Here is a 14,472-nt window from a genome sequence, read left to right as displayed (position 1 = left end):
AAGGGTAAACAAAAAGCGCAAGTTTTGCCAAACAGATCACAAAAGCAGATGTTGCAGCATGTTGAAAACGCATAAAAAAAAGGCCCGCATTTGCGGGCCTTCTGATGCTGTTAGCAGCTCAAATTACAGAACGTCGATCGCGTTCAGTTCTTTGAATGCCTGCTCCAGACGGGTCACCATGGACGTCTGCGCTGCGCGCAGCCATACGCGTGGATCGTAGTATTTCTTGTTCGGCTGGTCTTCGCCTTTCGGGTTGCCCAGTTGGCCCTGCAGGTAAGCTTCGTTGGTTTTGTAGTACTGCAGGATACCGTCCCAGGTTGCCCACTGGGTGTCGGTATCGATGTTCATTTTCACTACGCCGTAGCTTACGGAGTCTTTGATTTCCTGAGCAGAAGAACCGGAACCGCCGTGGAAGACGAAGTTCAGGCTGTTGTGCGGCAGGTTGTGTTTCTTAGACACGTATTCCTGAGAATCACGCAGGATAGTTGGCGTCAGAACCACGTTACCTGGTTTGTAAACGCCGTGTACGTTACCGAAGGACGCTGCGATGGTGAAGCGTGGGCTGATTTTGCTTAGCTCGGTGTAAGCGTAATCAACGTCTTCTGGCTGGGTGTACAGGGCAGAAGCGTCCATGTGGCTGTTGTCCACGCCGTCTTCTTCACCGCCGGTGCAGCCCAGTTCAATTTCCAGGGTCATGTCCATTTTGGCCATGCGCGCCAGGTATTTAGAGCAGATTTCGATGTTTTCGTGCAGTGACTCTTCAGACAGGTCAATCATGTGAGAAGAGAACAGTGGCTTACCGGTAGCCGCGAAGTGTTTTTCACCCGCGTCCAGCAAACCGTCGATCCACGGCAGCAGTTTCTTCGCGCAGTGGTCAGTGTGCAGGATAACCGGAACACCGTAGTGCTCAGCCATCTGGTGAACGTGGTGCGCACCAGAGATAGCGCCCAGGATTGCAGCACCCTGAGGAATGTCAGTTTTCACGCCTTTACCTGCGATGAACGCAGCGCCGCCGTTAGAGAACTGAACGATAACTGGCGCTTTAACTTTAGCAGCAGTTTCCAGTACGGCGTTGATGGAGTCGGTACCTACGCAGTTAACTGCTGGCAGAGCGAAGTTGTTTTCTTTAGCTACCTGGAACACTTTCTGTACGTCATCACCAGTGATCACGCCAGGTTTTACGAAATCAAAAATTTTAGACATGTTGCTTAGTCCTGTATCTTCGGCCGTTAGAAAAGGTGCGAGCTTTTAAAAGCGCGCTGAAAATTGGGCAGGTTTCCCTGCCCTTGAATGGCTTACTTCTTAGCGCGCTCTTCGAGCATTGCTACTGCTGGCAGTACTTTGCCTTCCACGAACTCGAGGAATGCGCCGCCACCAGTGGAGATGTAGGAGATCTTGTCAGCAATACCGAACAGGTCGATTGCTGCCAGGGTGTCACCACCGCCTGCGATAGAGAACGCTTCGCTGTCTGCGATAGCGTTAGCAACGATTTCAGTCCCTTTGCGGAAGTTCGGGAATTCGAACACGCCGACAGGTCCGTTCCACAGGATAGTTTTTGCGTTTTTCAGGATTTCAGCCAGTTTCTGTGCAGAAACGTCACCCAGGTCCAGGATCTGCTCTTCATCTTTGATGTCGTTAACAGATTTCAGGGTCGCGGTAGCGGTTTCGGAGAACTCGGTCGCCACGCGAACGTCAGTTGGAACCGGGATATCACAGGTGCCCAGCAGGCGTTTGGCTTCGTCAACCAGGTCTGCTTCGTACAGGGATTTACCCACGTTGTGGCCCTGAGCGGCAACGAAGGTGTTCGCGATACCACCACCGACGATCAGCTGGTCAGCGATTTTAGACAGGGAATCCAGAACGGTCAGTTTGGTAGACACTTTAGAGCCACCAACGATAGCAACCATTGGGCGAGCAGGTTCTTTCAGCGCTTTACCCAGTGCTTCCAGTTCGTCAGCCAGCAGAGGACCCGCACACGCGACGTCTGCAAATTTACCGATACCGTGAGTAGACGCCTGCGCACGGTGCGCAGTACCGAATGCGTCCATTACGAATACGTCGCACAGAGCAGCGTATTTTTTGGACAGGGTTTCGTCGTCTTTCTTCTCGCCTTTGTTGAAGCGAACGTTTTCCAGAACCACCAGCTCACCTTCGGCAACTTCAACGCCGTCCAGGTAATCTTTCACCAGGCGAACCGGATTGGACAGTTTGTCTTTCAGGTAATTAACAACTGGCAGCAGAGAGAACTCTTCGTTGTACTCGCCTTCGGTTGGACGGCCCAGGTGGGAGGTGACCATCACTTTAGCGCCCTGCTTCAGAGCCAGCTCGATGGTTGGCAGAGATGCACGGATACGCGCGTCGCTGGTCACTTTGCCATCTTTAACCGGTACGTTCAGATCGGCACGGATGAAAACGCGTTTACCAGCCAGATCCAGATCGGTCATCTTAATTACAGACATGGTGAATCCTCTCGTTGATTCTTAAAGTTTTGCAGACGCACGATGCGTCTTACCTGAAACCTTGAGCGGCCATTGCTAACGTGGTGTCGAGCATTCGGTTAGCAAAGCCCCATTCGTTATCACACCAGACCAGCGTCTTGATAAGGTGTGCGCCACTGACTCGCGTCTGCGTGCCATCGACGATGGCGCTGTGCGGGTCGTGGTTAAAATCTACTGAGACCAACGGTAATTCCGTATAGTCAACTATACCATGAAATGCTCCCTGTGCCGCTTTTTGCAGCAACAGGTTGACTTCACAGGCTTTTACCGGTTTTTTCACCGTCACGCTGAGGTCGATTGCCGTCACGTTAATTGTCGGGACACGCACGGCAATCGCTTCAAAACGGTCATTAAACTGCGGGAAAATTCGGGTGATCCCCGCAGCCAGCTTTGTGTCCACCGGGATGATTGACTGGCTCGCCGCGCGAGTGCGTCGTAAATCCGGGTGGTAGGCGTCGATAACCTGCTGATCGTGCATGGCGGAGTGAATCGTGGTCACGGTGCCGGATTCAATGCCGTACGCATCGTCTAACAGTTTGATGACCGGAATAATGCAGTTGGTGGTGCAGGAGGCGTTGGAAACGATGAGGTGCTCAGCCTTCAGCTCATGCTGGTTGACGCCAAACACGACGGTCGCGTCGAGATCGTTACTGCCGGGATGAGAAAACAGGACTTTTTTTGCGCCAGCTGCCAGATGCGCTTCGCCGTGTTCGCGGTTACCGTAAACACCGGTGCAGTCGAGCACCACATCCACGCCCAGTTCACGCCAGGGCAGCCCTGCAATACTGCTCTCATGCAGCACGCGAATCGCATCGTCACCGACAAACAGCTGCTCTCTTTCCTGACGAACGTCCCAGGCAAAGCGGCCGTGGCTGGTATCATATTTCAACAAATGCGCCATGCCCGCAGCATCCGCCAGTTCATTGATTGCCACCACGGTGATTTCCGCACGACGCCCGGATTCATATAAAGCACGAACCACGTTGCGCCCGATGCGACCGAAGCCATTAATCGCTACGCGTACGGTCATAGATCTCCTGCAAAGCTATCCCTGAGTTTGAGGTGGCTGAAAGAGTAATCCAGCTACGCCCGAAGGGGAATCTTTGCTATCACAAACTGCGATTGATTGGTCAATTGTCGAACATTTAATCGACTGAAACGCTTCAGCAAGAATAAGCGAATCGAGGAATAAAAGGAATGTCTGTCCAGATGAATAAGCGAGCTATATGACTTGCGTCACATTTTGGGTGGAATAATGCCTACAAAAAAGCCGGGTGGCGCGCTAGCGCTTACCCGGCCTGCTTTATACGCCCTCTCCCCATGGGAGAGGGCCGGTGTGAGGGCATCAGCCCGCACCGGACAAACAATTACAGCAGTTCTTTCGCCTTAGCGACAACGTTCTCAACGGTGAAGCCGAACTCTTCGAACAGCTGTTCTGCCGGAGCAGACTCACCGAAGGTGGTCATACCGACGATAGCGCCGTTCAGACCCACGTATTTGAACCAGTAGTCAGCGATACCCGCTTCCACCGCCACGCGAGCGGAAACCGCTTTAGGCAGTACGGATTCGCGGTAAGCCGCATCCTGCTTGTCGAACGCATCGGTAGACGGCATGGAGACCACGCGCGCCTTCACGCCTTCGGCAGTCAGTTTTTCCCATGCTGCTACGGCCAGTTCAACTTCAGAACCGGTCGCGATGAAGATCAGCTCAGGCTGGCCCGCGCAATCTTTCAGCACGTAACCACCGCGCGCGATGTTAGCCAGCTGCTCTGGGGTACGCTCCTGCTGCGCCAGGTTCTGACGGGAGAGGATCAGCGCGGTCGGGCCGTCCTGACGCTCAACGCCGTATTTCCACGCCACTGCGGATTCAACCTGGTCACATGGACGCCACGTGCTCATGTTCGGGGTCACGCGTAGGGAAGCCACCTGCTCTACCGGCTGGTGAGTTGGACCATCTTCGCCCAGACCGATGGAGTCGTGGGTGTAGACCATCACCTGACGCTGTTTCATCAGCGCAGCCATACGCACGGCGTTACGCGCATACTCTACGAACATCAGGAAGGTAGAGGTGTACGGCAGGAAACCACCGTGCAGGGAGATACCGTTCGCGATAGCGGTCATACCGAACTCACGTACACCGTAATGGATGTAGTTACCGGCAGTGTCTTCGTTGATTGGCTTAGAACCAGACCACAGGGTCAGGTTAGATGGTGCCAGGTCAGCGGAGCCGCCCAGGAATTCTGGCAGCAGCGGGCCGAACGCTTCGATCGCATTCTGAGACGCTTTACGGCTGGCGATTTTAGACGGGTTCGCCTGCAGCTTCGCGATGAACTCGCTCGCTTTCGCGTCGAAGTCAGACGGCATATCGCCTTTCATACGACGAGTGAATTCAGCCGCTTCCTGTGGGAACGCTTTCGCATAGGCAGCGAACTTCTCGTTCCAGGCCGCTTCTTTCGCCTGGCCCACTTCTTTTGCATCCCACTGAGCGTAGATTTCAGACGGGATTTCGAAGGCAGGGTATTTCCAGCCCAGCGCTTCGCGAGTCAGCGCGATTTCCGCGTCGCCCAGCGGTGCGCCGTGGGAGTCATGGGTGCCCGCTTTGTTCGGAGAACCGAAGCCGATGATGGTTTTGCACATCAGCAGGGACGGTTTGTCGGTCACTGCGCGCGCTTCTTCTACAGCACGTTTAATCGAGTCAGCATCGTGGCCATCAACGCCACGCACAACGTGCCAGCCGTAGGCTTCGAAACGCGCGGCGGTGTCGTCAGTGAACCAGCCTTCAACGTGACCGTCGATGGAGATACCGTTGTCGTCATAGAACGCAACCAGTTTGCCCAGCTTCAGGGTACCGGCCAGGGAGCACACTTCGTGAGAAATGCCTTCCATCATGCAGCCGTCGCCCAGGAACGCGTAGGTGAAGTGGTCAACGATGTCGTGGCCAGGACGGTTGAACTGCGCCGCCAGGGTCTTCTCGGCAATCGCCATACCCACAGCGTTAGCAATACCCTGACCCAGCGGGCCGGTGGTGGTTTCTACGCCAGCGGTGTAGCCCACTTCCGGGTGACCTGGAGTTTTGGAGTGCAGCTGACGGAAGTTTTTCAGCTCTTCGATAGGCAGATCGTAGCCGGTGAGGTGCAGCAGGCTGTAGATCAGCATAGAGCCGTGGCCGTTAGACAGCACGAAACGGTCGCGGTCAGCCCATGACGGGTTCTGCGGGTTGTGGTTAAGGAAATCACGCCACAGGACTTCGGCGATATCAGCCATACCCATAGGGGCACCCGGGTGGCCGGATTTGGCTTTCTGTACTGCGTCCATGCTCAGCGCACGAATAGCATTAGCAAGCTCTTTACGTGAGGACATTTTAACTCCAGATCGGACTGTTAAAGGCCATGCCCTTGACGACAGCGCGTTTTGGGCTACGCCGGAAAAAAGTGCCAACAATGTAACCCAAGCCGCAGGGCATGTACATGGACCATTCTTTTGCAGCTTAAGAAATCTCTGGATCATGCTCGCATGTTGCGCAATCTGCTCGCCCGCGCCTGTAGATATTCCTTATACTTATCCCGCCCCGGCTTCGTTGCGGGTGCACTTTTCGGATTTTATTCAGATTAACGAGTACGGAAGCAACCTCATGAAAATGCGTGCAATAGTGCTGGCCCTGGGTACAACGCTCGTGCTGAGCGGCTGTCAGAATATGGACTCTAACGGTCTGATGACCTCAGGCGCAGAAGCCTTTCAGGCCTACTCCCTGAGCGACGCGCAGGTTAAAGCGCTGAGCGATCAGGCCTGTAAAGATATGGACGGAAAAGCCACGCTTGCGCCGGCTGACAGTACCTACACACAGCGTCTGAATAAGATTGCTTCCGCGCTCGGGGATAACATCAACGGCCAGCCGGTGAACTACAAGGTTTACATGGCGAAAGACGTCAACGCCTTCGCGATGGCCAACGGCTGCATCCGCGTCTACAGCGGGCTGATGGACATGATGACCGACAATGAAGTGGAAGCGGTGATCGGCCATGAAATGGGCCACGTTGCGCTCGGCCACGTGAAAAAAGGGATGCAGGTTGCCTTAGGCACCAACGCCATTCGTGCGGCGGCGGCCTCTGCGGGCGGCATCGTTGGCAGCCTGTCACAGTCGCAGCTTGGTGACGTAGGCGAAAAGCTGGTTAACTCCCAGTTCTCGCAGCGTCAGGAGTCCGAAGCGGACGACTACTCCTACGATCTGTTGCGCAAACGCGGTATTAATCCATCCGGTTTAGCCACCAGCTTCGAAAAGCTGGCAAAACTGGAAGCGGGTCGCCAGAGCTCCATGTTTGACGATCACCCGGCTTCAGAAGCCCGCGCGCAACATATTCGCGACCGAATGGCCGCAGACGGAATTAAATAATTTTGGCAGGAGGCATTTATGCCTCCTTTTTATTTCGCATGAATTGCTAACTAAATCGCACGTATCGGTAACACCTCTGAAAGCCGCGTCAAACCTACCCTTTCCGGCTGAAACGTCTGGTCACATATTGATTGCAATCGTTAACCTTTCCGGTAATTATCAAACGCGCAGTAATTCAATTTAATATATTAAGACAGAGACGTTCCCTCCGTGAAAAAAGAATTATCGTTAATTGCTTTAAGTTTATTCGCCGCATTACCCGCCGCTGCAAGCCAGCAATCTGACAGCAAGGGTTTTATCGACGACAGCCATTTAGACCTGTTTTTACGCAATGCGTATATCAGCCGCGACTACCATCAGGGCCAGCAGGATAAAGCCGAATGGGGCCAGGGCATCATCGCCACCTTTGAATCCGGCTATACCGAAGGGCTGGTGGGCTTTGGCGTGGACGGCATCGCGCAGTACGGCGTGCGCCTGGACGGCGGTCGCGGCAAGAGCGGCGCGGGCGGTATCGACTTCTTTAAACAGGAAGACGATGGCCGGGCCAAATCCGATTTAGCGAAATTTGGCGCTACCGCCAAAATGCGGATCTCGAATACCGTGCTGAGCTACGGTAACCAGCGTCCTGAACTGCCTATTGTTAATGCCGACAGCTCCCGACTGCTGTTTGAAAGCTACACCGGTGCCATGCTGACCTCGAAAGAGATCGACGGCCTGGAAGTGAACGCAGGTTACTTCACCGACGAGCAGCGTAAAAGCGACGACCGCCACGACAGCGGCCTGAAAAGCCTGACCTTCGGTGGCGCAAGCTACCAGTTCAACGACCAGTTCAGCGGCACGCTGTACGCCTCTCATAACGAAGAGGTGATGAACAAACAGTACCTGGGGCTGAATTTCAAACAGCCGTTCAGCACCGGGCAGCAGCTGGTGCTCGACTTTAACGGCTATAACTCGCGTCTGGATCAGAGCTACGCGGACAGCCTCGACACCGGCCGCAGCAACTCCATCTGGAGCCTGGCGGCGAGCTACATCTGGGATATTCATACCTTTAAAGTGGCGTACCAGCAGAGCAGCGGCAGCACCGGCTACAACTACGGCGGCTATCGCGATCAGGGCGGCGTAGGTGACGGCGGCAACACCATCTGGCTGGCGAACTCCTACTGGTCTGATTTTAACGGTGAAGACGAGCGCTCATGGCAGGCGTCGTACGGCCTGGACTTCGGCGGACTCGGCCTGCCGGGCCTGAGCTGGACCACCGCCTACGTGCGCGGCGACAACATTAAGACGTCTGAAACCAGCAACGGCAAAGAGCATGAATGGTTTAACCAGATCCAGTACCAGGTGCAGGACGGCCCGGCGAAAGATCTGAAGCTGAAGCTGCGCTACTCCGTGCTGCGCGTCTCCAGCAACGCCAGCGAGTACAACGTGGGCGGAGACGAGATCCGCGCTTACGTGGAATACCCGTTTAACGTGTTCTGATTTGCCCCCTCACCCTAACCCTCTCCCCAAAGGGGGGAGGGGATTGAATGCACCCTCTCCCCTTTGGGGAGAGGGCTGGGGTGAGGGGAAACCTCACACCTCAGTAAAGCGTCTTCTGCGGCGGCCCGGCAAACTTCAGCTCGCCAATCTGGCCCATCCTCACTTCCACCACCGACGGCCCCGGCATTGCAAGCGCTTCCGTCATCACGGCTTCAAAATCCTCTGCCCGCTCAACGCTCCACGCCTGCAGGCCAATTGCCTGTGCCAGCAGGGTAAAGTCCGGCGTATGCAGTTCGTTATAATACTGACGCCCGCCGAAGTACTTATCCTGAATGCCGCGCATCACGCCGTAGCCGCCGTCGTTCATGATCAGCAGCGTCACGTTGGCTTTCTCCTGCGCCAGCGTCGCCAGCTCGCCTAAATTCAGGCTCAGGCCACCATCGCCCACCAGCCCCACCACCTTACGCTGCGGGTTGGCAATCGCGGTACCAATCGCCATTGGCAGCCCCATGCCAATCGCCCCGGCGAGAGAGTGAATGTTCATCAGCGGACCGTTAGCGCGGAACAGACGACTGCCCCACAGGCTGCCGGAAACGGTGATATCGCGCACCAGCAGGCCGTCCTGCGGCAGGGCTTTCTCGATGGCGTCGTTAAGCTTCGCATAGGCGCCGCACTGTTCGCGCAGCCCCTGCTCTGCTTCAGCCACCGCCTGCTGCACCTGCGTATCCCACTGCGCGTCCCCCCATTCCCGGCCCTGAGCTTTGTCGGCAAGCGCGGGAAGCAACGCGGAGCAGTCGGCTATCAGCGTGTTATCCATCAGGTAATTGCGGCTCGCCGCCGCCGGGTCGATATCAATCTGGACGCGCGGAGAGGGCAGCGCCAGCGTCCAGGAGCGGGTTTCGTTGCTGCGCAGGCGTGAACCGGCAACCAGCGTAAAGTCACACTGCGCGATAAGCGCCTCCACCGACGGCGAGTTGTGGAACGCCCGCAGGCTGGCGCGATGGCTGTCCGGCAGCACGCCGCGCGCGTGGGTGCTGGAGATCACCGTCACGCCCGCATCCGCCAGCGTTTTAACGGCGTCAGCGCTTCCCAGCGCCCCGCCGCCCAGCCACAGCAGCGGCCGTTTCGCCTGCCTGAGCTGCGTCCACAACGCATCCACCATCGCGGGATCCACGGCTGCAGCCGAAGCCGGTTTCACCGGTGCGGTCACCAGAGACAGGGGTATTTTGGCCCCCTGAATATCAATCGGGATCTCCACTGATACCGGCCCGCACGGCGGCGTCTGCGCCTCCTGAATCGCTTTATGCAGAATCGCTATCGCCTGGCTGGCGTTGCCGATCCGATAAGCCCGCTTTGAGCTGGCCTTCAGGAAGGTCAGCTGGTCGCGGGTTTCGTGGATAAACCCGGTGTCGGCATCCAGCCACGCTTTCTCCACCTGTCCGGTTAAATGCAGCAGCGGCGTGCAGGCATTCATCGCCTCCACCAGCGCGCCGACCGCGTTGCCCGCCCCCGCGCCGGTGCTGGTCAGCGCCACGCCGAGGCCGGAAAAACGCCCGTGGGCGTCGGCCATGGTGACGGACCCCGCCTCGCCGCGCGCGGGCACGAAGCGAATGTTGCCGCGCTGCCCCACCGCGTCCGCGATCGGCAGGTTGTGAATGGAGATGACGCCGTAGATGGCCTCAACCTGATACTGCTCCAGCGTTCTGGCGATGGCGTCGCCGACGGTTATCATTTCGCTCATTGCTCACCCTTTCTCAGTCGCACCAGTGGTTGACGCTATTACCCGTCGCCAGATAAATGCTCTTTTGCTGCATCCAGGCTTTCAGCCCCTGAATGCCCTTTTCACGGCCCAGACCGCTCTCTTTAAAGCCCCCGAACGGGGTCGAAATCGCAAAAACTTTGTAGGTGTTGATCCACACCGTGCCCGCCTCCAGCTGCTCGCTCAGGCGCAGCGCGCGCCCGGTGTCGCGGGTCCAAATCCCTGCCGCCAGGCCGTAAACCGAGTCGTTCGCCTCGCGGATAAGCGTGGCTTCATCGCGAAACGGCATCGCCACCAGCACCGGGCCGAAAATCTCCTCCTGACACGCGCGGGCGCTGTTCGTCAGCCCTTCGATAATGGTCGGCTGGAAGAAGCTGCCGTTTGCCAGGTCTGGATCCGCCGGAATCTCCCCGCCGCACAGCACGCGCCCCCCTTCGCGCTTCGCCAGCTCGACGTATTCCTGCACGCTCTGGCGATGTTTCTCATTGATCAGCGGCCCAACGTGGACGCCGTCGGTGAAGGGGTGCCCCACGCGCAGCCCGCGAGTTAATTCCAGCAGCCGCGCCATCAGCGGCGCGTAGATGCTTTCGTGAATAAACAGCCGCGACCCGGCGATGCACGCCTGCCCTGCCGAGCTGAAAATGCCGTAGCAAATCCCGCGCGCGGCCTGCTCAACATCTGCATCCTCCAGCACGATGGTCGGGGATTTTCCGCCCAGCTCCAGCGAGGCTGGGATCAGCTTTTCCGCCGCCACGTGCGCCAGATGGCGGCCGGTGGTGGTGCCGCCCGTAAATGAAATTTTCCGCACCTTAGGGTGACGCGCCAGCGCATCGCCAATCACCGAGCCTTTGCCCGGCAGGACGCTCAGCAGCCCGGCAGGTAGCCCGGCCTGTTCAAAAATCCGCGCCAGCTCCAGCGCCATCAGCGGCGTGGCTTCGGCAGGCTTGAGGATCGCTGCGTTACCCGCGGCAATCGCCGGCGCGACCTTCTGCATCTCGCTGGCAATAGGCGAGTTCCACGGCGTAATGGCGGCCACCACGCCGAGCGGCTCATAGCGGCTCAGGGTTAGCAAATCCGGCTGGCGCGGCGTCGGGAGCTCGCCTTCCAGCAGCTCGCAGGCGGCGGCAAAGTAGCGCGCCGTGCCCGCCGCGCTCATCACCAGCCCGCGCGCTTCCGCCAGCGGCTTGCCGTTGTCGCGGCTCTGCATCTGCGCCAGTTCATCCACGCGGGATTCAATGAGATCCGCAACCTTGTGCAGGATCTTCGCCCGCATATGCGGCAGGCAGTTGCGCCACGCGGGATCGCGCCACGCCCGCTCGCCGGCCTCGATCGCGTCCTGCAGGTCGTCCAGACTTGCCGCATTCAGCGTCGCATTGATCGACCCGTCAGCCGGGAAGCGGCTCTGCATCGGGTTACCGCCGCCGCGTCGCCACTGGCCGCCGATAAAAATCTTCAGATCGTCCATCGTCACTCCTCAGCTCAGGGCCAGTTCGCGGCAGGCGCGCACCGCGCTCAGTACCGCAAGGGTGGAGGTTTTAGGATTAGACGCCAGCGGCAGCCCGCTCAGCTCCAGATGGAACTCGCCGAACAATCCTTCGACGTGCAGCGTGTGGGTATTGCGCTTCGTTGCCGGGTCGACCATAAGCTGCACGCGGGTGTCGTCCATCCCCACGCCGCCGAGCGCCACGGTTGCCGCCACGTTGGCGTTCGCCGGGAACAGGCGCGCCGCCTCGCGGGCGCTGCCTTCAAAGAAGACCTGCGCCTCTGAGACCGCGTTAAGATCGATAAGCTGCTCGGCATAGCTGCCGCGCCAGCTGGCCGGGCTTTTGCGCGACTGATAGGTGACGCGCTCAAGCCCGCCCTCTTTCGCCGCCGCCAGCCCGTCAATGCCCGCAACCGCCCCGGAGAGCAGCGTCAGCCTGCCGCCCGCCGCGAGCAGGCACTGTTCCAGCGCGCTGTCCGCCAGCGCGCCGGTTGAAATAACGGCCAGATGCCAGCCGCGGCGCAGGATCGCTTCGCCATACTGCGCCACCGCCTGCTGGCTGGCGCACTCCAGCACCAGGTCGGGCGTTTCCGCGCAGTCTACCGGCGAGGTCAGCGCGATTACCGCATCACCAAGCTGCGCGCGAATAGCCGCATGGTGGGCTTCACGCGCCACGATCCAACCGATAGCCACGCCGGCGGGTAAACGTTCAATCACCGCCTGCGCCATGGCGCCAAACCCAATTAACATTACCTTTTTCATGATGCGTCCTTACAGATGGCGGCAGAAGCCGCCGGAAACGTCCAGCGCGGCGCCGGTGGTAAACGATGCCAGCGGCGAGGCGAGAAACAGCAGCGCCTGCGCGGGCTCCTGAGGCTTGCCGAGACGCGCCATCGGGATGCCGCGCCTGCGCGCGATATCCGCCGTCCACTCCGGCCAGCTCTGGCTTTTATCCGCCCGGTTTTCAAAGCGGCGCTGCCACTGGCCGGACTCCACCATGCCGAGCAAAATGGAGTTGACGCGAATGCCTTTACCTACCAGCTCTTTCGAGAGCGTGAGCGTCATATTCAGCAGCGCGGCGCGGGCGGCGGAGGTGGCGATCATGTGCTCCTCCGGCTGCAGCGCCAGCAAGGAGTTGACGCAGGTGATGGAGGCGATGTCGGACCGCTCCAGCAGAGGCTGAAACGCCTGAACCGGGTTGATCACCCCGAACAGTTTGAGTTCGGCTTCGTGCAGCCACGCCTCGCGCGGGGTGTCGTGGAAGTGCGCCACGTAGCCCTGCCCGGCGTTGTTGATCAGCATATCCGCCGCGCCGAAGCGAGCCTGAACGGCATCCGCGAAGGCCTGCACCTCGTCGGCGTTCAGCACGTCGCAGCGGTAAGAGAAAATCTCCCCGTCCGGGTATTCGTTTTGCAGCGTCGCGTGGGCGCTGGCGAGCCGGTCCGGGTCGCGGCCGCAGAAGGCCACTTTTGCCCCCTCGCCCAGCAGCAGGCGCAGCGTTTCAAAGCCAATGCCGGAAGAACCGCCTGTGACTACCGCTACGCGGCCGTCAATTTGTGCATTCATCGCGCACCTCTTCGTTAATGCGTAAAAGCTGTTGGTTAAAAAACGCGTCGTTGTCGAGATAGCTGGCGTGTCCGGCCTGCGGAATAGAGATAAACGGCATGCGGTAGCGCAGCGCCAGCCCCTGCACCAGCTCGGGCTGCGTGATCGCGTCCTGCTCGCCGCACCAGACTTCAAACGCGCCTGGGTAATCTTTAAGCCAGCCGTGAATGTCGTCGTGCGCCAGCATCCACGCGGCGGCAAGGTAGCCCTCGGAACGCAGCGCGCGCATGCCCGCCGCGACGGTAGCGATATCTTCCGCGCGCGCGCCGGGGCGCAGCAGCTTCGCGGCGCGGGTCTGCGCGAGGATTTCACCGCCGAGCGCCATCTGCTGCTCGCGGCTGCGCCAGACCTGCTCCCGCTGTTCCGGGACTGCATTGCCGTAGCCCTGCGCGGCGTCCGCCAGCACCAGGTGCAGCACGCGCTGCGGATACTTCGCCGCAAAGGCGCTGGCCACCAGCGCTCCCAGCGAATGGCCCACCAGCACCGTCCGCCAGACGCCCGCGCGGTCGAGCATCGCCGCCAGCGCGTCGGCGTAATCCCCCGCGTTCGCACGCTCAACCGCCAGCAGCGGGCTTTCGCCATAGCCGGGCATGTCCCACGCCAGCACGCGAAAGCCCTCCAGCGCCATCTGCTTGTGCCAGGAGGCCGCGCCGGAGCTGATGCCGTGCAGCAGCATCAGCGGAATGCCGCTTCCCTGTTCACGAAAACCCGTCATGGCGCCCCCTTAGTTCCGCTTCACTTTTGAGAGCGGATGATCGGAGGGATAGGTCGGGATTTCCGGCTTGTTGGTTCCCAGCATGACGCACATCAGCGCCTCTTCTTCCCCGTGGTTAAACAGGCCGCGATAGATCCCCGGCGGAACGGAGATCAGATCGCGCTCGCGCAGCACGGTTTCGGTGTAGTTGCTGCCGTCCTGGATCATCAGCGTGATCTGCCCTTTAAGCATGAAGAACACCTCTTCCACGTCGTCGTGCAGGTGCAGCGGCCCTTCGCACTTCGACGGCAGCACCATGGTGGAGAAGGTGAAATGGTCCGCCTGCACGGTGTTGGTGTCGTTCGCCACGCCGGTTGCGCCGGTGCCGATGTAGCGCATCTGCGCCCGGCGGTATTTCGGGTCAAAATCGGCCTGGAACTTCAGCGCGTTCCAGTCATATTTACGGCCTTCGAAGCGCGCGATGCGCGACTCGACCCACTCTTCCATTGTCAGGTGGTCAGGTTTGATGCCTGATGTGTTGGTTACGGTTGAATCAGTCATGACA

At 58.9% G+C, this 14,472-nt stretch carries 12 protein-coding genes; 2 read left to right on the top strand and 10 right to left on the bottom strand.

Annotated elements, in window-relative coordinates; translation table 11 throughout:
- Window positions 1-123: 123 nt before the first annotated feature.
- The 4 genes from fbaA to tkt all read right to left on the bottom strand — a co-directional run bounded on the left by fbaA (window position 124) and on the right by tkt (window position 5,857).
- The gene (gene fbaA / locus OSH03_RS11525; RefSeq protein WP_061097137.1) at window positions 124-1,203 is read right to left on the bottom strand and encodes a class II fructose-bisphosphate aldolase; all 1,080 of its coding nucleotides are present in this window, start codon (window positions 1,201-1,203) and stop codon (window positions 124-126) included.
- Between the two features lie 92 nt (window positions 1,204-1,295).
- Window positions 1,296-2,459 (bottom strand): phosphoglycerate kinase, encoded by a 1,164-nt coding sequence (gene pgk, locus OSH03_RS11520; RefSeq protein WP_048957304.1) that lies wholly within the window; start codon window positions 2,457-2,459, stop codon window positions 1,296-1,298.
- A gap of 49 nt (window positions 2,460-2,508) precedes the next feature.
- Window positions 2,509-3,528, bottom strand: coding sequence for an erythrose-4-phosphate dehydrogenase (gene epd, locus OSH03_RS11515; RefSeq protein WP_061097136.1), 1,020 nt, complete (start codon window positions 3,526-3,528; stop codon window positions 2,509-2,511).
- A gap of 337 nt (window positions 3,529-3,865) precedes the next feature.
- Window positions 3,866-5,857: a transketolase gene (tkt, locus tag OSH03_RS11510; protein WP_266179100.1), complete on the bottom strand. Its 1,992-nt coding sequence runs from the start codon at window positions 5,855-5,857 to the stop codon at window positions 3,866-3,868.
- 271 nt (window positions 5,858-6,128) lie between these two features.
- On the opposite strand from tkt, the gene loiP reads away from it, so the two are divergent.
- Window positions 6,129-6,887 carry a metalloprotease LoiP gene (gene loiP / locus OSH03_RS11505; RefSeq protein ID WP_028014340.1) on the top strand — a complete coding sequence of 253 codons (759 nt, stop codon included), beginning with the start codon at window positions 6,129-6,131 and terminating at the stop codon, window positions 6,885-6,887.
- A gap of 210 nt (window positions 6,888-7,097) precedes the next feature.
- Window positions 7,098-8,366 (top strand): OprD family outer membrane porin, encoded by a 1,269-nt coding sequence (locus OSH03_RS11500; RefSeq protein WP_266179099.1) that lies wholly within the window; start codon window positions 7,098-7,100, stop codon window positions 8,364-8,366.
- 100 nt (window positions 8,367-8,466) lie between these two features.
- Here the strand turns inward: OSH03_RS11500 and OSH03_RS11495 are convergent, their stop codons facing one another.
- The 6 genes from OSH03_RS11495 to OSH03_RS11470 are packed head-to-tail and all read right to left on the bottom strand — an operon-like array spanning window position 8,467 to window position 14,468.
- Complete coding sequence (locus OSH03_RS11495) at window positions 8,467-10,107, bottom strand: thiamine pyrophosphate-binding protein (RefSeq protein WP_266179098.1); 1,641 nt, start codon at window positions 10,105-10,107, stop codon at window positions 8,467-8,469.
- A gap of 13 nt (window positions 10,108-10,120) precedes the next feature.
- Window positions 10,121-11,590, bottom strand: coding sequence for an aldehyde dehydrogenase (locus OSH03_RS11490; RefSeq protein WP_266179097.1), 1,470 nt, complete (start codon window positions 11,588-11,590; stop codon window positions 10,121-10,123).
- A 9-nt stretch (window positions 11,591-11,599) separates the two neighbouring features.
- Window positions 11,600-12,370 (bottom strand): aspartate dehydrogenase, encoded by a 771-nt coding sequence (locus tag OSH03_RS11485; protein ID WP_266179096.1) that lies wholly within the window; start codon window positions 12,368-12,370, stop codon window positions 11,600-11,602.
- Window positions 12,371-12,379: 9 nt separating this feature from the next.
- Window positions 12,380-13,174 (bottom strand): SDR family oxidoreductase, encoded by a 795-nt coding sequence (locus OSH03_RS11480; RefSeq protein WP_266179095.1) that lies wholly within the window; start codon window positions 13,172-13,174, stop codon window positions 12,380-12,382.
- Window positions 13,158-13,928 carry an alpha/beta fold hydrolase gene (locus OSH03_RS11475; RefSeq protein WP_266179094.1) on the bottom strand — a complete coding sequence of 257 codons (771 nt, stop codon included), beginning with the start codon at window positions 13,926-13,928 and terminating at the stop codon, window positions 13,158-13,160. Before OSH03_RS11475 ends, OSH03_RS11480 begins: the two co-directional genes overlap by 17 nt.
- Window positions 13,929-13,937: 9 nt before the next feature.
- Window positions 13,938-14,468 (bottom strand): cupin domain-containing protein, encoded by a 531-nt coding sequence (locus OSH03_RS11470; RefSeq protein ID WP_266179093.1) that lies wholly within the window; start codon window positions 14,466-14,468, stop codon window positions 13,938-13,940.
- Window positions 14,469-14,472 lie beyond the last annotated feature (4 nt).

The sequence above is a fragment of the Enterobacter nematophilus genome (assembly GCF_026344075.1).
Classification (GTDB): Bacteria; Pseudomonadota; Gammaproteobacteria; order Enterobacterales; family Enterobacteriaceae; genus Enterobacter; species Enterobacter nematophilus.
This window is presented reverse-complemented; position numbering and strand designations above follow the sequence as displayed.

Coding starts and splice junctions, on each gene's coding strand:
- fbaA (WP_061097137.1), bottom strand. CDS start 1,203: ATGTCTAAAATTTTTGATTTCGTAAAACCTGGCGTGATCACTGGTGAT.
- pgk (WP_048957304.1), bottom strand. CDS start 2,459: ATGTCTGTAATTAAGATGACCGATCTGGATCTGGCTGGTAAACGCGTT.
- epd (WP_061097136.1), bottom strand. CDS start 3,528: ATGACCGTACGCGTAGCGATTAATGGCTTCGGTCGCATCGGGCGCAAC.
- tkt (WP_266179100.1), bottom strand. CDS start 5,857: ATGTCCTCACGTAAAGAGCTTGCTAATGCTATTCGTGCGCTGAGCATG.
- loiP (WP_028014340.1), top strand. CDS start 6,129: ATGAAAATGCGTGCAATAGTGCTGGCCCTGGGTACAACGCTCGTGCTG.
- OSH03_RS11495 (WP_266179098.1), bottom strand. CDS start 10,107: ATGAGCGAAATGATAACCGTCGGCGACGCCATCGCCAGAACGCTGGAG.
- OSH03_RS11490 (WP_266179097.1), bottom strand. CDS start 11,590: ATGGACGATCTGAAGATTTTTATCGGCGGCCAGTGGCGACGCGGCGGC.
- OSH03_RS11485 (WP_266179096.1), bottom strand. CDS start 12,370: ATGAAAAAGGTAATGTTAATTGGGTTTGGCGCCATGGCGCAGGCGGTG.
- OSH03_RS11480 (WP_266179095.1), bottom strand. CDS start 13,174: ATGAATGCACAAATTGACGGCCGCGTAGCGGTAGTCACAGGCGGTTCT.
- OSH03_RS11475 (WP_266179094.1), bottom strand. CDS start 13,928: ATGACGGGTTTTCGTGAACAGGGAAGCGGCATTCCGCTGATGCTGCTG.
- OSH03_RS11470 (WP_266179093.1), bottom strand. CDS start 14,468: ATGACTGATTCAACCGTAACCAACACATCAGGCATCAAACCTGACCAC.